This is a genomic window from Dehalobacter sp. TBBPA1 (genome assembly GCF_040931655.1).
GTDB lineage: Bacteria > Bacillota > Desulfitobacteriia > Desulfitobacteriales > Syntrophobotulaceae > Dehalobacter > Dehalobacter restrictus.
In genome coordinates this window covers 2,027,727-2,047,003 of sequence record NZ_CP162385.1, presented here as the reverse complement: position 1 = coordinate 2,047,003, position 19,277 = coordinate 2,027,727, and the positions used below count along the sequence as shown (strand labels likewise).

Below are 19,277 nucleotides of genomic sequence, written 5' to 3'. Positions count from 1 at the left end.
GCAAGAAGATTTTATAGCAAGTCTATGTACTCTAATTGACAAAGCTTTACGTCTGGCGGAAAAACATGTTTAAGATCATGAAATTGGGAGAATAATACTAATTATGGAAAAGTTGGATTGCCGCGGTTGTCTTGAAGGAGAGATGCGTGCAGCATGCCTCGGAAACGGCTTAAAAAAGTTTAGGGCCAATCAGGTTTTTAACTGGGTTAATGCCAGAGGAGTTCATCATTGGGATGAAATGAAGAATATCGGGAAACAGGACAGCGAACGGCTTGACAGGGTTTTCTTTATCCAGCCGCTGACTGTTTTAAAAGCGCAGCGTTCTGCCGATGGGACCCGGAAGTTTTTATTTCGCCTGGCTGATGGAGAAAGCATTGAAACGGTTCTGATGGACTATGATCATCTGACAAGCCGGGACAGACACACGCTATGTGTCTCGACTCAGGTAGGATGCCCTGTGGGATGCCCTTTCTGTGCAACCGGAATGGATGGGTTCCGCCGAAACTTGACTGCAGGAGAGATCACCGGCCAGGTGCTCGAAATCAGTCGGCTGCTTCAGCAGGAAGACCCGAAATTCACGGTAACCAATATTGTTTTCATGGGGATGGGCGAACCTTTTCTTAATTATGATGCGGTGATGAAAGCGATTCGAATCCTGAACAGCGAGAACGGTCAGAATATCGGCATGCGGAGAATGACCATCTCGACGAGCGGTGTTGCCCCCAAGATTATTCAACTGGCACAGGACAACCCGCAAGTCGGTTTGGCTGTATCGCTTCATTCAGTCAGAAATGAAGTCAGGGATACGCTGGTTCCTATCAACAGGAGATATCCATTGCAGGAACTGCTGGAAGCCTGCCGGTATTATTCCGATCAGACGAACAGAAGAGTTACATTTGAGTTTGCTTTACACCAACAGAATGTCTCCAAAGAGGAAGCAGAAAAACTGGTCGTTCTCCTTAAGGGCATGCTGGCCCATGTCAATTTGATCCCCATTAATCCGGTAATCGGCAGCGACGTTCAAAAAGCGGGCAAAGAGCGGTTAACGATGTTCAAAAGGGTTCTCGAAGCGGGCAAGATTCCTGTTTCGATCAGAGAAGAAAAAGGCCTGGACATTGACGCAGCCTGTGGTCAGCTTAGACAGCGTTTGGAGTGTGAGGAGTATGCGTCTCTTAAACAAAGTTGAATCGATCGCCGAACAGATGGCTACATTTTTGTTCAGCAAGTCGGTAGGTACGATTCAGCCTGTTCAGGTTGCCAGGGAACTAAATAAAATCATGCTGAAAAATAAACAGGTCAGCATATCCCATGTCTATGTCCCGAATGTTTACACCGTAAGTTTAAACCCAGAGGATTATGCGGTATTGGAAAGTTTTGGAGAGACACTGCTGGTGGAGCTGGCCAAACATCTCTATGACGAAGGGACCAGGCAGGGCTACACTTTTCTGGCGCTTCCGGTTGTGCGGATGCAGCCTTCGGAGAAGATGGATGCGGGCTTAATTAAAACCCAGATTGAGTTTAAAGATTCTGTTGTCGCCAATTGGCGGATTAACGAAGAAAAACAGCCTGCGGAAGATGAAGAAATAGAAAAAACAACAGTTCTGGCGGATGCTGCAAGATTAATCATGGCATCATCCAAAACAGTCGGCAGGAAAACTCATCCTTATCTCGAAGTTATAAAAGGGACAAATGAAGGTGAGATTTACGATCTTAATAAGGACGAGTATATCGTCGGACGCCAGGAAGATTGTGATATTGAAGTCAGAGACCTGGAGATCTCCCGTCACCATTTGAAGCTTTATACAGAGAATAGAAGGTGGTTTGTTCAGGATCTAGGCAGTACCAACGGTACCTATCTGAACAAATTAAGGGTTGACCGCTATATGGTAAATCCTGGAGACAGGATAAAGGCCGGACAAACACATTTTCAATTTCAGGTAGATAAGTAAAGTCGGTGATTGAATGCAAATGCTTACGGTAGTTGGAAGGATTGTATTTGTTGGTTTTATCTATCTCTTTCTCTTAAGGATATTGACGGTTATGCTGGCCGATTTAAGGTCGAAGGGAATCATGAGCAAAACCGAATCTGATCTTGGCTGTATCGAGGTCTTAAGCGGAGCTGAAAAGCTGCCCAAAGGACGCAAGATCAAGATTGATTCCCGAGGGCTTTCCATCGGAAGAGGAAAGCACAACGATATCGTCGTTCCGGACCATTATTGTTCGCTGGATCATGCTGAATTCAAGCATAACAGAGGGATGACAACGCTGGAGGATGTTGGGAGCACGAATGGTACCTGGGTGAACGGAGAACGGATCAACTCCCAGGTCCAGCTTGTTTCCGGTGACTTCATCAAGATAGGCAGCATTACTTTTCTATATTCGAGGTGGGGAAATGAAAGCAGTTAGGATTTATGAGACCGGTTGTGTTAGAAAAAACAATGAAGATTATTTTCTTATATTGCCGGAGGAGTCATTTTTTGCGGTGGCCGATGGAATGGGCGGACATAATGCCGGGGAAATAGCTTCGAGGATCGCGGTCGAACAATTAGAGGAAAAAGCAGCTGAATTAAAATCTTCGGATATTCAGGATATGCAGGACTGGATCGTTCAGGCTGTGAATCAGGCCAACCGTGAAGTATACGAAGTATCGCTTCGGACTGAAGGGACGGAAGGCATGGGAACAACTCTGACTGCTTTGATGATCTATGACAATAAAGCCGTTGTTGGCCATGTGGGCGACAGCAGGATTTATTTATGGCGAAATCAGACCCTCACGCTCCTGTCGGAGGATCATTCGATGGTTAACGAGCTTGTCCGCCTCGGAGAGCTGACGGAGGAGAAAGCCAAAAATCATCCGCACAAGCATATTTTGTCCAGAGCGCTGGGTGTGGAGCTCAACATTGATGTAGATTGTTTCCAACTTAAAGTACAGGACGGAGATGTTTTTCTTCTGTGCACGGATGGCTTTTCGAATGAAATCAGTGATCAGGAGATTGCTGCGGAGTTTTCCGAGGCTAAATCATGGGATGACCATCTCGAAACTTTGAAGAATGTTGTGATCGAACGGGGGGCTCCGGATAACTTTACGGCAATATGCTGTATTGTGGAGCGGTGAGAACATGCTACATCGTCTATCTTTGAGAGTTCTGACTTTAGTAATTCTATGGATGGGACTCGGTGTACTGAAACTGGATGATATGACTGAAAGCGGTTTTTTCCTGCAAGGAGCTGTATTTTCTTTTTTGATCCTAGCAGGTGCCTTGTTTGAGATATTTTTTTGCTATCAGGGAGATCCGTATCTCCTGCCAGTAGTTCAGACCATCCTCGCGATTGGCTTGGTTTTTCTAGCAAGGATCAATCCTGCCCTGGCGGCGGACCAATTTATCTGGGCGAATCTGGGCTTGATCATTTACTATGCTGTCTTTTTTATTTTACGAGATTACCGCAAGCTTGGTGAGTATCAGTATCTCTGGGGAATGCTGGCCTTGCTTATGCTTCTGCTGACGCTGATATTTGGGACCACCATCAATGGTGCGACAAGCTGGTTTAGGTTTGCCGGGATGGGTTTCCAGCCCGAGGAGCTCGTCAAAGTGGCCCTGCTTCTTTTCCTGGCATCCTATTTAAGTGATAATAAAGAGCTTTTACGTTTTGGAACGATTCAGGTTGGGAAATTTTCTCTGCCTGATGCCAAAACAATGGGCCCGTTTGTTTTTATCGGCGTGTTTGTTCTCGGATTGCTGGGTGCCCAGAAAAGCCTTGGAACGGCGCTGGTATTCTTCCTTCTCATGGTGTTTATCTTGTATGTCGCAACCGAAAGACTGCTTTATCTCGTGGTTTCCGTTCCGCTGGTCATAGCTACCGGGGCAGCTGGTTATTTCCTGTTTGATCATGTCCGTGTAAGGGTTGCTACTTGGATTAATCCGTGGCTGGATGCCAGCGGCGGGGCTTATCAGATCTCCCAGTCAATCTTCGCCATAAGCGGGGGAAGGCTTCTCGGGACAGGTCTCGGAAATGGGATAGGTGCTTACCAGATTCCGAATGCGGACACTGATTTTATCTTTTCGGTGGTTGCTGAGGAAATCGGTTTCATTGGCGCAATGGCAGTCATCAGTCTGTTTATTATTGTCGTAATGCGCTGTTTCTGCGTCAGCACCAGAGCTGTGGATCGGTTTGGCCAGATCCTGGCGGCGGGAATAGGCATTCTGATCGGTGTGGAAGCGCTGATCATCCTGGCTGGGGTGACCAAAATGCTTCCGCTTACAGGTCTGCCTTTGCCTTGGATGAGCCGCGGGGGAAGTTCTATGGTCGGACACTTTTTACTCCTTGGGATTCTGGCCGGCATTTCTCATAGCTCAGCTTTCTCCGTGAGTCAGATACCAATTGGAAAGCAGGCAGATGCCTTATGAACAATGGAATCCGCAAAATTGCACTGATCATGGTTTTTAGCTTTGTTTTTCTAAGCCTGGGTCTGGTATACTGGCAAGTGGTTAAGGCCGATGAGATGCTGGATAATCCAGCTAACCGGCGCGCGATTTATTTAGAGGAAAGAATTACCCGGGGCGGCATTTTTGACCGCAACGGCGTTGTTCTGGCAAAGACGGAGCAAACCGCTGGCGGAAAAGTCAGAACGTATCCGCAGGGTGAGATGTTTGAGCCTTTACTGGGATATGCCACAGTAAAATACGGTTCTGCCGGCCTTGAAGCAACGGAGGCGGAAACACTTCTCGGAATGAAGAATCCTTCCATTCTCAGACGGATTCAGAATGCATTTGAATTGCAGAGAACAGGTAATGACCTGATACTGACACTTGATTCCCGTCTACAGGAGACTGCTTATCAGAGTTTGCAGGGCAAGACCGGAGCAGTGGTGGCAATCGATCCGCAAAACGGGGATGTTCTGGCGCTGGTCAGTCAGCCAAGCTATGATGCTGGAGCAATTGAACAGGACTGGGACGAAATTATTGCCGAGGAGGACAGTCCACTGGTGAACCACGCTTTCTCGTTGTTTCCTCCAGGATCAATTATGAAAGTTGTTACTTCAGCAGCCATTTTTCAGGCAGGACTCGACACGACAGAACTTTATGATTGTGAAGGTTCTACTGTGATTAACGGGCAGACGATCCAGGAACAAAATGATAAAGCGCATGGCTGGGTCAATTATGATCTTGCTTTGGCCTACTCCTGCAATACTTATTTTGCTCAGTATGGGATCAAAGCTGGTGTGAATCATTTTTTGGAGGCTGTGTCCAATTTCGGATTTGGCAGGGATATCCCGTTTGATCAGTATGTTCCGATCAGTTCAATTACCAGAGATGATCCTTTGCCGGAGAACTTAAGCCTCAATTTGTTTGCCGAGAGTACCTTCGGTCAGGGTCAGGTAATGGTTAGTCCTTTCCATATGGCCTTGATCACAGCCGGAGTTGCCAATGACGGCAAAATAATGGTTCCACATTTGATTGACAGTGTGCTCGATTCCAAGCAAAATAGTATCTATCGAAGGACACCTGAAGTTTGGCTGACGCCTCTCAGTAAGGAAGAAGCAGAAAAAATAACAAGCGGCATGGTTTTGGCTGTCAATAAAGGAACAGCATCTCCCGGAGCCATATCTGGGGCCCAGATAGCAGCAAAAACCGGCTCGGCTGAACCGGGTGGAGACGGGGATACCCACGCCTGGTATATTGCTTTCGCTCCTGCGGAGAATCCGGAAATAGCTGTAGCGGTCCTGGTGGAACATGGCGGAACCGGCGGCGGAGCGGCAGCGCCGATCGCTAAAGCAGTCATAGAGAAAGCACTTGAATTGAAAGAAGGTGAAAACTAATGGAAAAGATGTTCGGAGGAAGATATGAAATAGAAGAAAAGATTGGGGCCGGAGGGATGGCAATCGTCTACCGGGCCAAGGATACATTGCTGAACAGAACCGTTGCTATCAAGGTCCTGCGGGAACAGTACGCTTCCGATGAGGGTTTTATCCGTCGTTTTCGCCGGGAAGCGCAGTCAGCAGCCAGCCTATCTCACCAGAACATCGTTTCGATCTATGATGTGGGCAGAGACGGGAATGAAGATTATATTGTCATGGAGTATGTCAAAGGCCAGACGTTAAAGGATATTATCCGTACGCAAGCGCCTCTTTCCCAGGATAAGGCGATTCATATTATCCGTCAGATTGCTGAAGCACTGGTTCATGCACATGCCAACAATATTATTCATCGGGATATCAAACCGCAGAATATTTTAATTGCATCGGATGGAAGGGCCAAAGTTACTGATTTTGGGATAGCCAGAGCCGCCTCTTCAGCAACCGTCACCCATACCGGGGATATCGTCGGCTCAGTGCATTACCTGTCACCGGAACAGGCCAGGGGTTCCCAAACCACGGAACAGTCCGATATCTATTCGCTTGGAATCATCCTTTATGAACTGATTGCGGGAAGGCTTCCGTATGACGGAGATACCGCGATTACCATTGCCTTGAAGCATATCCAGGAGGAAGTCGAGCTGCCCGGGAAGCTTGTTGCCGGAGTCAGCCCGGAACTGGAAACCGTGATCATGAAAGCACTGGCCAAATCACTTCAAGACCGCTATAAAAGTGCAGCGGAATTTCTTGAGGATCTCGACAGGATCGAAGCCGGAGAGACCATTGTTTGGGAAAAAAGACAGGTCAGAGACTATGAAGATACCATGCAGACCCAGGTTCATAGGGGCTTGAAGGATAAAGTAATCCCGAATGAGGCCAAGAATGATGCGCTTCTGCGTACCAAAAAGCGCAAGAAAAAAATTCCGATGCTGGTTATGATTGCTATTGTCGCACTGATTGTAGTTGTCGGGACATCCTCAGGAATTTGGGTTTTCACCCATACACAGGTGGTTAACGTTCCGGATCTTACCGGTAAGACTGTAGAAGAAGCTACAATCGAATTGACCAAAGCCCGTCTGGCTCTCGGCAACCGGACCGAAACCTACAGCGATAAAATTAAGCAGGGTGGGATTGTTTCTCAAAGCATTAAGCCGAAGAGTGAAGTTAAGGCTGGAAGGTTAGTGGACATTGAGATCAGCAAAGGGGTAGAATACATTAAAGTACCGAATGTAACAACCGGGTATCCGCTTCAGGAAAACGCTGAGAGTACGCTTAAGGAAGCCGGTTTTACGAATATTACGGTGAAAACAATGCTGAGCGCTTCCGTTTCGAAAGGACATGTTTTCGGACAATCGGTTGCGCCCGGTTCGACCTGGACAAAGAACGGAGAGATCGAACTGTTTGTCAGCGAAGGAATTCAACCAACGATTACCGCTATGCCTGATTTTACAGGCATGTCACTGGAGTTTACCACGGATTACCTAGAAAAATACGATATGAAAGTAATGCCGATCATGGAAGAATCAGATTTATTTCCGGAGAAAGCCGTGATTACCACTGAACCCAAACCGGGCAAACCAATCCAGCAGGGTTCGGAAGTGACCATTGTTGTGTCTCAGGGACCGGGGCCCCCGGCCTAAAATGACCCAAATATCTGATGCTATCATTTTTTTGACATGATAAGAGGTACAGGAGTAATTTGAATTAGAGCGGAGGAAAGAACAGGATATATGCTGATTCAGGGAACATTGATGAAAGGATATGCCGGCTTTTATTACGTATACGCCGATGACCGGGTATGGGAATGCTCCCTGCGCGGTCGTTTTCGTGTAAAAAAGCAGGAATTTATCCCCGGCGACAAGGTGATGGTTCTTCCAGGAACAGGGGATAAGGCCACGATTGAAAAGGTACTCGAACGTCAAAATTCTCTGGTCAGGCCGTATATTGCAAATGTGGATCAGGTTCTCTTGGTCTTCTCCCTGAAGACCCCTGATCCGGATTACAATTTGCTGGACAGGCTGCTCATTCAGGCCGGAGAAGCAGGAATCAGCATTTTGATCGTATTCACCAAGGAAGATCTGGATGTTGGAAATAAAACCCCGTCTGTCGATTACCGCAGGATCGGCTATGAAGTCGTCCAGGTGTCGAATCGGACGCTGACAGGAATTGATGAAATTGCTGAAAGGCTCAAGGGCAATGTGTCTGTGTTAGCAGGACCTTCCGGATCTGGAAAATCCAGCCTGATCAATGCTCTGAATCCCGGGAAGGCACTTAAAACAGGTAACGTCAGCGACAAAATCGGCCGGGGAAGGCATACAACCAGGCATGTCGAGCTTCTTTCCGTAGCAGGAGGACTTGTTGCAGATACGCCGGGATTTTCATCCCTGTACCTGCCCGAAATGAAGAGAGAGGAACTGCAGTCCTACTTTCCTGAGTTTGTCCGGATTAAACAGGAATGCCGCTTTTCAAGCTGCCTTCATGACAAGGAACCTGACTGTGCTGTAAAAGAAGCCCTGAGCGAGAGCCTTATTAGTTCTTCCAGATATGAGCACTATCTGCAGTTTTTAAAAGAAGTCATCGAACATGAAAAAAAATATTAGATGTATCAGAAGGTAACTTAGAATCTTTTTGATACCCCAATAAAGGGTTTCAGGGCTGAACGAAGAATAATTACAGAAAACCGTACAATAATGATAAGAAACTGCACGCAGCCAAAGAAACAGCACCATAGGTTTGGAAGGAGGATCTTTATGGCTTTGACGATTGCCCCATCGATACTGTCTGCCAATTTTGCCAGATTGGAAGAGGACGTCAGTCTTGTTGAAAATGCGGGGATTGATATGCTGCATATAGATATTATGGATGGACATTTTGTTCCGAATATCTCGATAGGGCCTGCCGTTGTTGGATCGCTCCGCAAGGTCTCCGCGCTGGAGTTTGATGTTCATCTGATGATTGAACATCCTGAAAAGTATGTTGAAGATTTTGTGAAGGCAGGTGCCGACTCGATCACAATTCATGCTGAGGCGACCAGGCACCTTCACCGGGTCATCCAGCTGATCAAATCTCTGGGGGCGAATGTGGGCGTTGCACTGAACCCTGCAACCCCGCTGGAAATGCTGACATATGTTTTGCAGGAACTTGATGTTGTGCTGCTGATGACTGTGAACCCTGGTTTTGGCGGCCAAAAGTTTATTCAGGAAGTCTTGCCGAAAATCGTAGCACTGTCGGGGATATTGAAGGAAGTAAACCCGCTTTGCCGTATTGAGGTGGATGGCGGAATTAATGTTGAGACAGCCCGTCTGGTAAGCAAAGCCGGGGCCGAGATATTAGTAGCTGGTGCAGCTGTATTTAGTTCTCCGGATCCGCAGCAGGCGATTTACGATATCCTTGAAGCAGCCAAAGAGGAACAGCGTGACAACAAAAATAAAAGATTCCGGGGGATCAAGCAATGAAGGTTGCAGTCGTGGCAAACGGAGAATGGGATGCTGCGTGGGGCCGCGGCGAACTCGCCGGGAATCATATCGAGATGTTGATCTGCGCGGACGGAGGCGGCAACAAGGCCATCGCTTCGGACAGAATCCCTGATGTATTGATCGGGGACCTCGATTCCATTACAAAAGAAAATCTGGAAAAATGTATAGCGGCCAAAACAACCGTCAAACAATATCCTTGCGAAAAAAATGAGACGGATTTAGAGCTCGCTGTGGCCTATGCAGATACATATTTAGATTCTCAGGGATGTTTCCAGGACGAAATAGTCCTTTATGCCGCCGGCGGTAAAAGGCTGGATCACCTGATGGGGAATATCTCAATCATGATTGCGTATGCTGAGAAAGGCAGACGGCTGAAGATGAAAGACCCAAAATCTGATGCTTGGGTGATGCTTCAGGGTAAAGAGAACATCAAGGGCAGCATTGGTCAGCAGTTGTCGATCGTCGCCTTATCCGATGATGCGCGGGTATCTGCCGAAGGGCTGTACTATCAGCTGGATATGCTAAATCTTGCGCATAATTCTCCGCGTGGAATCAGCAATGTGTTTACGGATAAAGATATTTCGATTGAAATTCATGAAGGCAAAGTTCTGATCTATGTTCAGATGCCTTGTTAATCTTAAAACTTACTCCTTAAAATGGGTTGAAAAGCAAAAACCCCGGCTTTAAAGTCGGGGTTGTTTTAATCCAATCACAGTCGTTTCACGATGAAGTTAGATTGCTCGTTTCACTTTACCTGAACGAAGGCATCTTGTGCAGACTTTGACATGGGTGGGAGTACCGTTCACTACAGCACGGACACGCTGGAGGTTTGGTTTCCAGGTACGCTTGGAGCGAATATGGGAGTGACTGACACTCATCCCGGAAGAAACTCCTTTTCCGCAAACATCACAAATACTAGCCATGATTTCTTCTACCTCCTTTTCACCCAAAAATGACACTATTACAGTTTAGCAGAACTTAAAAGAATTGGCAAGAGCAGGTTTTTATTATCTGACGAGGTTTATATAGGTCTTATACAATCCTGCAAATGCAAATATTTTATTCATATATTATACTACATTTACCGGGTACTGATAAGAAAAAATAAGGAGTTGTTCCCTGAGGTATTCACATAGTATTTGACGAAAGCTACCGCGTATATTATCCTAATTATATTAAAGGAAACGGTGAATCTTTCAAAATGGAATTTTATCATGCAAAAGATTAAATTGATGCCGGATTATTGGGAAAGCGAGGTTGAAAAGATGGCAAAGCTGATGGAAACAAAACTGGGAAATGTAGAAATATCAGAAGATGTTATAGCTACGATCTCAGGTGCGGCGGCAATCGAGTGCTATGGATTGGTGGGTATGGCTTCAAGAAAGATTTCGGACGGCGTTTCAGGTTTGCTTAAAAGGGAAAACTTATCCAAAGGGGTGAGCGTCACCCTTCAGGAAGAGGACTTGATCATAGACCTTAACATCATTGTGGGATACGGAATTAAAATATCGGAGGTTGCCTCCAATGTAATGGACCGGGTCCGCTACACTGTCGAGACAATGACAGGTCTAAAAGTGGCTGAAGTAAACGTAAATGTTCAAGGGGTAAGATTTTTAGAATAGTTGAGAATACACTCAGATGATCTTAGGATGAGTAGGAGGATAAATTTTGAAAGCCGTGTCGGACGCTATAGCTCAAAAAATTGACGGAAACGTATTAAAAGATATGATAAGGTCGGGGTCTCGTCTGCTGGAGCAAAGGAAGAAGGAAATTGATGCTTTGAATGTATTTCCGGTCCCGGACGGGGATACGGGTACAAATATGAATTTGACATTCAAAGCAGCATCATTAGCAGCAGACAAGGTAACGGGCAATTCTGTGCATGAAGTCGCAAGTGCCGCTTCTACAGGTTCCCTGATGGGTGCTAGGGGGAATTCAGGTGTTATTTTGTCTCAGATCATGAGAGGGATTGCCAGGGGCTTGGAAGGTCTTAACGAAGCAAATGCTCTCCAGATGGCTCATGCGCTGCAAACCGGTGTTGAAAGCGCGTACAAGGCAGTAATGAAACCGGTCGAAGGAACAATTCTTACTGTATCCAGGGAGACTGCCCGGGGTGCATATCTTAAAGCAAAAAGCGGAACGACTGATATTCTGGAAGTTTTGAGGGCTGGTTGTGAAAAAGGTGAAGAGGCGCTGGCCAGGACGCCTGAGATGCTGCCTGTTCTGAAACAGGCAGGTGTGGTTGATGCCGGCGGTCAGGGCTTCCTGACTATTCTATACGGCTGGATCTTGGCTTTGGAAGGCAAGGAAATTGGTTATGCTGAGGTACAGCAGGAGGAGGTCCAGATTCCTGCGGTTTCAGGTATTATTGCCGTTGGAAGCCTGGAATTTCCATATTGTACTGAGTTTCTGGTGAAAGGAAATGGCCTTGATCCCGATATTATAAGACAGGCACTCCTGGACAAAGGTGACTGCTTGTTGGTCGTGGGCACGGAGGATGTGGTCAAGATTCATATTCACACCCGGAACCCCGGACTTATTTTGGATTATGCCATCAAATATGGTTCTCTGCATGAAGTTCAGATTCACAATATGCTTGCCCAGAATGAGCTGGCTGCCCATCAGGCCAAAAATGTGCCTGAAAGCAGTGAAGCTGCTTATACCGGCGGGCTTGAGGATGCTTCATCAGGGGCTCCTGCAGACCAGGCGGCTTCGGCCGGGACAACAGAGGTCAAGGACTATGGGATCGTTGCCGTCGCCATGGGAGAAGGTATTGCCCAAATCTTCACCAGTCTGGGTGTCGATGAGGTTGTTTTCGGCGGTCAGACGATGAATCCGAGTACCAGTGATCTTGCCGAAGCGATTAGGAAAGTTCCCGCCCGCCATATTTTCCTTCTGCCGAACAACAGTAACATCATCATGGCGGCCGGTCAGGTCAACGAACTGATTGAAGACAAGGAAATCTACGTTATTCCGACTAAGACAATACCGCAGGCGATCGCTTCTTTACTTGCTTTCAATTCCGACAGCCTTCCGGAGGAAAACGTTCAAAATATGACAACAGCATTCAGACAGGTAAGTTCGGGAGAAGTAACTTATGCAGTCAGAAATTCGCAGTATGGCGAGCTGGAGATTGCCGAAGGGGATATTCTTGGCCTGATTGAGGGAACAATAAAGACGACAGGCAGAGATATTCTCGACGTTGCCAAAAATGTTCTGGAGGAAATGAATTGGCGCGAAAAGGATCTTGTCACCATTTTTTACGGTAAAGACATGGCTGAAGAAGATGTAAGCCTGCTTACGGACTGGCTTAGCGAGGAAAAACCGGAGATTGAAGTCGAGGTTTATTCAGGGAAACAGCCATTATATTATTATATTCTCGGGGTTGAATAAACAAAAAAACTTCGGCTTCGGCCGAAGTTTTTTTTATCCAAGCCGGTTTCTCGATGTAGGTCTTCGAAAGCATCTTGTTAGGGCAGATCTCCTAAGCCAATCTGCTAGGGTAAGTCTGCATGCCACAATACCGTTTTCGACTATTGCGTCTTCCTTGACGCAAAAAGCCACACTACGCCATCCAGACTTACCCTAGCATAATGGTTTTGTAAGTAACTAAGCTATCGTAAATGTATGAATGGAAGAGAACGGATTACCCCAAGTTATTACTGAAGGAAGGTGAGCGGGTGAAGGTTGGGAGTGTTTTTGATTTGCTGGGGCCGGTAATGGTTGGGCCATCAAGTTCCCATACGGCGGGAGCGGTCAGGCTTGGTCTGATGGCTGCTAAAATACTTGGCGCCAAAGTGAAGCAGGCCCGTATCCAGCTGCACGGTTCTTTCGCTGAGACGGGGAAGGGACATGGAACTCATCTTGCCTTGACAGCAGGGCTGCTCGGGATGAAGCCGGATGATAGCCGGATCAGGGAGGCTTCGAGGATTGCACTAGAGGCTGGGATGGAAACGGTATTTGAAAATGTCAATCTGGGTGATGTACACCCGAATTCGGTTCGTTTCCTGCTAACCGGCTGGGGCGGGGAAAAAGCTGAAATCAATGGTTCATCGCTGGGCGGCGGGAAAATTCTGATTACTGCGGTTAATGACTTTAACGTGGAGTTTACCGGGGAATATCCTGCCTTAATTGCAATCTATATGGATTACCCGGGAATGATAGCTGAAATAACCAAACTGCTTGCGGGCAAAGGAATCAATATTGCCCAGATGAAAGTATCCAGAGAAGGCAAAGGGCAAAATGCGCTGGCGGTTATTGAGACGGATGAGCCGATCACGGATATTCTTAGCAGCGAAATGAAAAAGATGCCGATGATCGAGCAGGTAATGTTTATTGAACCCATCATAGACATTTGACGCGGGGGGTTGACAGATGCGTTCTTATGGTGAATTAGTGGAAAAAACCGAAAAGCTTAATAAAAAAATCAGTGATATGGTTCTTCAGGAGGAATGTCTGAGGACAGGTATACCGGCTGAACAGCTGTTAAAAAAAATGAAGAACCATTATGCCGTGATGCGGGAATCAGTTGAAAGTGGAATGACCGGCGAATGGAAATCATTGTCAGGACTTGTAGGAGGAGAAGCTGCTCTTTTGGAGAAATATAGAGAAAGCGGCAAGTCGATTCTGGGTAATCTGGTGAACAAGGCAGCAGCCAGAGCAATGGCCGTAGCTGAGGTAAACGCCGGTATGGGCAGGATCGTTGCAGCACCGACAGCAGGATCGTGCGGCGTGTTGCCCGCTGTACTGCTGACAGTTCAGGAAATGTCGGATGCAACGGAAGAAGATGCCGTTCAGACTCTTTTTACATCTGCCGGCCTTGGGATGGTCATTGCGGAAAGAGCTAGTGTCTCAGGTGCAGAAGGCGGGTGTCAGGCTGAGATAGGTTCAGCGGCTGCCATGGCTGCAGCGGCAGCAGTGGAATTGTGCGGCGGATCGCCCGATCAAACAGCGCAGGCAGCAGCATTGGCTTTGAAAAGTTTTCTTGGTTTGGTCTGTGACCCTGTAGCCGGGCTGGTCGAGGTGCCCTGTGTAAAAAGGAATGCCATGGCAGCAGTTATAGCATTAACCGCAGCCGAAATGGCTTTAGCTGGAATCAAAAGTGCGATCCCATTGGATGAGGTCATTGATGCAATGGCTTCAATCGGCAGGGAGATGTCCTGCAGCCTTAAGGAAACGTCCCGGGGGGGACTCGCCGTCACTCCTGCGGCTCAGAAATATAAAGATCATTTGGCAAGGTGAGAATGTGCTGCAATCAGATCATTGGCGAAACAGCGTGAATAGGGCGATGAAAGCCGAGGAAAAACAGGGATTTATTAATACAGGCGCAGTCGGCGGCTTCAGCAGCTTTTTACTGGACTTGCTTGCTGAACTGGACGGTGTTTTTTCCGCGGAAAACCTCGCCTCAATGCAACGAATAGCAGAAGAGTATCATGAAGTCAGCCCGTATAAACGACGGGCTTTATGGCGTGAACTCCAGGAACTACTGGATAAAACAACATCTTCAGATGCTCCTGGACTAGCTTCTGGAGCAATCTGCGGAACAACATCGGAAGAAGCATCAGGAACCTTTCGTACCACAGAGAAAGTCTTAACTAGCCTTGAAGTTCAGACAGGAAGCATCTGTCATCCCCAAAATCTGCAGTATATCAAAGGTGTCGGACCGCAAAGAGCCAAACAGTTCGAAAATATGGGGATTTATACGGCTGAGGATCTTCTGCGGTATTATCCGCGCAAATACGAAATCCGATCGAAACGGCGGGTTCAGGATATTCAGGACGGGGAGTATGTTACGATTGACGGGATTGTAACTGGAAGCCAGGTTACCAAAGGCAAAGTCAAGGTCGTCAAATTAAATATTGAACAGGACGGCAGAAGCATTCATGCCGTCTGGTTCAATCAAATACATATTCCAAAACAATATCCGGACGGAACAAAGGTCACTGTGACAGGAAAAGCACAATGGCGCACCAGGATCCCGGAATTGCTTGCGTCCGAAATCAGGAAAGGACTTTACGAGGGTCCTGCTCAGAAAATGGTTCCAGTATATTCGGAAACAGCCCGTCTCAATTCGAAAACTATCCGGGAGATCATCCAGGTTATTTTGCCGCAGGCTGACCGAATCTTTGACGAGTTCTTTCCGTATGAGGAAAATAATTTGATGGAACGGCGACAAGCCATCAAAGAAATTCATTTTCCGCACTCCGCAGAAACCCTGAAAAAGGCACGTGAAAGACTGGTCGTTGAGGAAATCCTTCTGCTTCAGCTGGCGTTGGCTAGGCTTCGTTCCCCCGGGCCTCAGAAAGCAGGTCTCGTTTTAAACCAGGGTGGAGCTTTGGTTCAAAAATTTGCTTCCGGGCTTCCTTTTCGGCTGACCGGTGCCCAGCAAAGAGTCATCCGGGAAATATTCCGAGATATGGGGAGCATCGAAAATCCGATGGCCCGTTTGCTTCAGGGCGATGTTGGATCAGGTAAAACCGTGGTAGCGATGGCTGCCCTGCTGCAGGCTGTGGGCTCGGGTTTTCAGGCCGCTATGATGGCGCCGACTGAGGTGCTTGCCCAGCAGCACTATGAATCGCTGCAGGCCGCATTTGAACCTTTAGGGGTAAAAGTTGTATTCCTTGTCGGGAACCAGAGTAAGCCTGAAAGGGAACAAATCTTAGGGCAGATTTTGAGCGGAAAAGCGCAGGTTGTCGTCGGAACCCAGACCCTCATTCAGGAATCCGTCCGGTTCAACGCCCTCGGTCTTGCCATTACCGATGAACAGCACCGGTTTGGCGTCAGACAGCGGACTCTATTGCAGGACAAAGGCGAGAATCCGCATGTCCTGGTGATGACCGCTACCCCGATCCCGAGGACGCTTGCGCTGACTTTATACGGCGATCTTCGGCTTTCGGTGCTAGACGAGCTACCTGCTGGCAGGAAGCCGATTATCACCAGGAAAATTTCAGACCGCAGCCGCTCTAGCATGGAAAAATTTCTGAAGCAGCATGTCGCTGCGGGTCGGCAGATCTATGTCGTTTGTCCGCTTGTCGAGGAAACAGAAAAATCGGATTTTGTTTCAGCAACCCAAAAGGCTGATGAATTAAGCCGCATTTTTGAAGGAAGCAGTGTTGCGCTTCTGCACGGAAGAATGAAAGGACAGGAGAAAGAGGAGATCATGCAGCGCTTCCGACGCGGGGAGATTGATATCCTGGTTACGACAACTGTCGTCGAAGTCGGAGTCAATGTACCGAATGCGTCTGTGATGGTGATCGAGGATGCTGAAAGATTCGGGCTTGCCCAGCTTCACCAACTTCGCGGAAGAGTCGGACGCGGACAAGAACAGTCGTATTGTCTTCTGATCAGCAATACCCGGGACAGTGCCCGGCTGAATGTTCTTTGTGAGACAGAGGACGGCTTCCGGATTGCCGAGGAGGATTTGAAGATCCGGGGCCCGGGAGAGCTGCTTGGGCTTCGCCAGCATGGCGTACCGGAGTTAAAGCTTACAGACCTGGGAACTGACGGAAGACTGGTTGAAAAAGCCTATCGACTGCTTCAAAAGGTTCTGAAAGATCCTCAAAAATACGAAAAAGCCTATCAGGAAGTCAGCCGCCTTTATCCCAAAGAAAAAATTGGAGTGAATTAGTGCTGAGAAAGCTGAGAACAATTTTATACTAATAAACAAGTCTCAGTACGTATGATTTTTTTGCACAGGCTCATACTATTCCTTGTCGGCACATTCCAGTCACGGATTGATGCAGAACTTTCAAGGAGGCAGAGGGCATGACAGAGGCGAAAAAAGATACGGCAAGTGAATTGGAAAATCTTAAATATGAAGTTGCGCAAGAGATGGGTCTTCCCCAGAAAAAAACAAAAAGAAAAAAAACAGAGAAGACGTAACGAATAACGAATAAAGAATAAAGAATGGCGAATAACGAATTACGAATTACGAATGACGAGATACGGAATAAAAAACCTTCTGTTGAAGCATTGATTGATATGCTGCAACAAAAGGTTTTTTAGTTACGGTTAAAGGATATGCTTTCTCTTATAATCATTATAGTTATTCGGGTCAATGTAAAAAGTAGATTGTTTAATGAAGGTAGGTCTCAAAATTATGGCTGTCAATTCCGGGATGAATGCTCTGGTTGATTGCTGCAGCAATAATCTTAGCGCTTCTTTCAATTAATTCATCGACTTCCTTGGGTGTAACCATCAGGCTGCCCTCGTAAGGCGACAAGGCTTTCTGCATGACATTCATCAAAACCTGTTCATTTTCCTGTTGATAGATTTTGGCCAGAGAAGGTTCAGATTCCATTTGTTCAAAAAGCTCTTCGATGGTCTTATGCGCGATGATTGCAGCATTGACAACAGTCGGAACGCCGATAGCAATGACTTTGCAGCCAAGGGTTTCTTCATTGAGCCCTTTGCGGTGATTACCAATTCCGGAACCAGGATTGATCCCGGTATCCGCTAATTGAATGGTTGTGCCGATTCTATCCAGTGCACCTGCGGCCAGGGCATCGATCGCGATCACATAATCCGGGCGGACATGTTCAACCAGTCCGCGGATTACCTCCGCCGTCTCGATTCCGGTCAGGCCAAGCACACCAGGTGATATCGCTGACACTTGGCGCATTTTCCCCTCAATTTCTTCGGGGGTATAATGAAAAAGGTGACGGGTGACCATGATTTTCTCGACAACTTTGGGCCCAAGCGCGTCTGGAGTTGCCTGCCAGTTGCCAAGACCAACGATCAAAAAACTGGTATCTTCCTTAAAATTAAACAATCCGGCGAGATGCCTTGCTAATACTGCAACGATTTTATTGTGCTGCTGGTAGTTGTTTTCTTTGATATCCGGAGCATCAATTGTAATATAATTTCCTTTAGGCCTGCCCAATTCTTTTTCGCCTTTGGCATTTATGATTTGAATTGCGGTGACAGTTGCCTCTTGAAGTTCTTCTTTTTTCATGATGACGCCCGCTATCTCCTGGCCGCTTTCTCCCCGCAGCAAGTCATGGGCTTCCACCGCCAGGTCGAGAGAAATATTCATTTTTTTTAGAAAGCTTGATTTGTTCGATAATTTCATATCGGCAGCAGCTCCTTTTTAAATCTGTTTTAGTATGTTGGATTTCTAACACAGATATTCAAATAAGGAAGATTGATGAGTAAAAAATAAAGTGGCAAATTCAGATTGTGTATCAAATGAAATATTAATTGGGATTCAAGTCGGAGATTCATTAGATACTGGAATGGAATAATATGTTTTTCGTTTGGAATCAGATATGATATACTTAAAAAATGGGAGTATCCTGTAAAAAAATATTTAAATCAGGTTAGATCACTGTATAATAAAAGGATAAAGTGAAGACATCATATCCAGAGGACTAAAACATCGTGCGAATTATTTCTGGGCAATGGAAAGGCCGCAATTTAAAAACTGTTAAAGGCATGGATACCCGTCCGACTTCCGATAAAGTCAAAGGGGCGATTTTCAATATTCTTGCCGGCAAGGTAATGAACGCCAGAGTCCTGGATCTTTTTGCGGGAACCGGAAACCTTTCCTTTGAAGCTTTGTCCAGGGGGGCCCGTCATGCTGTTCTGGTTGAGAAAGATACTTCAGCCCTGGAGACAATCAGAAAGAATGCCGAAATTCTCGGGGCAGCACCAAGGACCAGCATACTCCGGATGGACGCAATGAATTTTTTTAAACAAGCAGTTCAGGAACGCTTTGACTTAATTTTTCTTGATCCGCCTTATCGGCGGGGACTGGCCGACATGGCCCTTGCCTATTTGCAGACGCACACTGTCTTAAATCCCAGTGGAGTCATTATCATTGAAACTTCTTCAGACGAAACCATTGATGATGCGATAGATCCTCTGGAGATAAGGTTAACAAGAGAATATGGAGATACCAGGTTATGGTTTATTCAGAACAAAGAAGAGCATGAGGAGGGATAATTCCT

19 protein-coding genes are annotated in these 19,277 nt (G+C 46.8%); 17 read left to right on the top strand and 2 right to left on the bottom strand.

The genetic code is table 11. From position 1 onward, the window contains the following. Positions 1–94: 94 nt before the first annotated feature. The 10 genes from rlmN to AB3489_RS10040 all read left to right on the top strand — a co-directional run bounded on the left by rlmN (position 95) and on the right by AB3489_RS10040 (position 9,965). Positions 95–1,186, top strand: coding sequence for a 23S rRNA (adenine(2503)-C(2))-methyltransferase RlmN (rlmN, locus tag AB3489_RS10085; RefSeq protein WP_368294621.1), 1,092 nt, complete (start codon positions 95–97; stop codon positions 1,184–1,186). After that, a complete protein-coding gene (locus AB3489_RS10080; protein WP_368292757.1) occupies positions 1,164–1,949 on the top strand; it encodes an FhaA domain-containing protein in 786 nt (261 codons plus the stop codon). Before rlmN ends, AB3489_RS10080 begins: the two co-directional genes overlap by 23 nt. A gap of 13 nt (positions 1,950–1,962) precedes the next feature. Then, positions 1,963–2,406: an FHA domain-containing protein gene (locus AB3489_RS10075; protein ID WP_019226414.1), complete on the top strand. Its 444-nt coding sequence runs from the start codon at positions 1,963–1,965 to the stop codon at positions 2,404–2,406. Then, complete coding sequence (locus AB3489_RS10070) at positions 2,393–3,115, top strand: Stp1/IreP family PP2C-type Ser/Thr phosphatase (RefSeq protein ID WP_368292756.1); 723 nt, start codon at positions 2,393–2,395, stop codon at positions 3,113–3,115. The genes AB3489_RS10075 and AB3489_RS10070 overlap by 14 nt, the downstream gene beginning before the upstream one ends. Positions 3,116–3,119: 4 nt before the next feature. Beyond that, positions 3,120–4,406 (top strand): FtsW/RodA/SpoVE family cell cycle protein, encoded by a 1,287-nt coding sequence (locus AB3489_RS10065; protein WP_368292755.1) that lies wholly within the window; start codon positions 3,120–3,122, stop codon positions 4,404–4,406. Further along, positions 4,403–5,818, top strand: a complete 1,416-nt coding sequence (locus AB3489_RS10060) for a peptidoglycan D,D-transpeptidase FtsI family protein (protein ID WP_368292754.1) — start codon at positions 4,403–4,405, stop codon at positions 5,816–5,818. Before AB3489_RS10065 ends, AB3489_RS10060 begins: the two co-directional genes overlap by 4 nt. Continuing rightward, positions 5,818–7,494, top strand: coding sequence for a Stk1 family PASTA domain-containing Ser/Thr kinase (pknB, locus tag AB3489_RS10055; protein ID WP_368292753.1), 1,677 nt, complete (start codon positions 5,818–5,820; stop codon positions 7,492–7,494). Before AB3489_RS10060 ends, pknB begins: the two co-directional genes overlap by 1 nt. Before the next feature lie 90 nt (positions 7,495–7,584). Continuing rightward, on the top strand, positions 7,585–8,454 hold the full coding sequence (gene rsgA / locus AB3489_RS10050) for a ribosome small subunit-dependent GTPase A (protein WP_019226419.1): 870 nt from the start codon (positions 7,585–7,587) through the stop codon (positions 8,452–8,454). A 150-nt stretch (positions 8,455–8,604) separates the two neighbouring features. Beyond that, positions 8,605–9,309: a ribulose-phosphate 3-epimerase gene (gene rpe / locus AB3489_RS10045; protein WP_368292752.1), complete on the top strand. Its 705-nt coding sequence runs from the start codon at positions 8,605–8,607 to the stop codon at positions 9,307–9,309. Then, a complete protein-coding gene (locus AB3489_RS10040; RefSeq protein WP_019226421.1) occupies positions 9,306–9,965 on the top strand; it encodes a thiamine diphosphokinase in 660 nt (219 codons plus the stop codon). The genes rpe and AB3489_RS10040 overlap by 4 nt, the downstream gene beginning before the upstream one ends. 96 nt (positions 9,966–10,061) lie before the next feature. Here AB3489_RS10040 and rpmB read toward each other — a convergent pair whose 3' ends face one another. Beyond that, the gene (rpmB, locus tag AB3489_RS10035; protein WP_015044215.1) at positions 10,062–10,253 is read right to left on the bottom strand and encodes a 50S ribosomal protein L28; all 192 of its coding nucleotides are present in this window, start codon (positions 10,251–10,253) and stop codon (positions 10,062–10,064) included. 342 nt (positions 10,254–10,595) lie between these two features. On the opposite strand from rpmB, the gene AB3489_RS10030 reads away from it, so the two are divergent. From AB3489_RS10030 to AB3489_RS10005, 6 genes are all read left to right on the top strand, one after another. Further along, the gene (locus AB3489_RS10030; RefSeq protein ID WP_025205365.1) at positions 10,596–10,952 is read left to right on the top strand and encodes an Asp23/Gls24 family envelope stress response protein; all 357 of its coding nucleotides are present in this window, start codon (positions 10,596–10,598) and stop codon (positions 10,950–10,952) included. Between the two features lie 103 nt (positions 10,953–11,055). Further along, entirely contained in the window at positions 11,056–12,723 is a 1,668-nt protein-coding gene (locus AB3489_RS10025; protein WP_368294620.1) for a DAK2 domain-containing protein, read from the top strand. Between the two features lie 287 nt (positions 12,724–13,010). Next, the gene (gene sdaAB, locus AB3489_RS10020; protein WP_368294619.1) at positions 13,011–13,688 is read left to right on the top strand and encodes an L-serine ammonia-lyase, iron-sulfur-dependent subunit beta; all 678 of its coding nucleotides are present in this window, start codon (positions 13,011–13,013) and stop codon (positions 13,686–13,688) included. 16 nt (positions 13,689–13,704) lie between these two features. Next, on the top strand, positions 13,705–14,571 hold the full coding sequence (gene sdaAA, locus AB3489_RS10015; protein ID WP_019225661.1) for an L-serine ammonia-lyase, iron-sulfur-dependent, subunit alpha: 867 nt from the start codon (positions 13,705–13,707) through the stop codon (positions 14,569–14,571). Between the two features lie 4 nt (positions 14,572–14,575). Then, positions 14,576–16,957 (top strand): ATP-dependent DNA helicase RecG, encoded by a 2,382-nt coding sequence (recG, locus tag AB3489_RS10010; protein WP_368294618.1) that lies wholly within the window; start codon positions 14,576–14,578, stop codon positions 16,955–16,957. 137 nt (positions 16,958–17,094) lie between these two features. Then, on the top strand, positions 17,095–17,211 hold the full coding sequence (locus AB3489_RS10005) for a small, acid-soluble spore protein, alpha/beta type (RefSeq protein ID WP_368292751.1): 117 nt from the start codon (positions 17,095–17,097) through the stop codon (positions 17,209–17,211). Positions 17,212–17,404: 193 nt separating this feature from the next. On the opposite strand, the gene gpr is transcribed toward AB3489_RS10005, so the two are convergent. Further along, positions 17,405–18,400: a GPR endopeptidase gene (gene gpr, locus AB3489_RS10000; RefSeq protein WP_368292750.1), complete on the bottom strand. Its 996-nt coding sequence runs from the start codon at positions 18,398–18,400 to the stop codon at positions 17,405–17,407. 308 nt (positions 18,401–18,708) lie between these two features. Here gpr and rsmD point away from each other — a divergent pair, with 308 nt between their 5' ends. Continuing rightward, entirely contained in the window at positions 18,709–19,272 is a 564-nt protein-coding gene (gene rsmD, locus AB3489_RS09995; protein WP_019225657.1) for a 16S rRNA (guanine(966)-N(2))-methyltransferase RsmD, read from the top strand. The last annotated feature ends 5 nt before the right edge of the window (positions 19,273–19,277 follow it).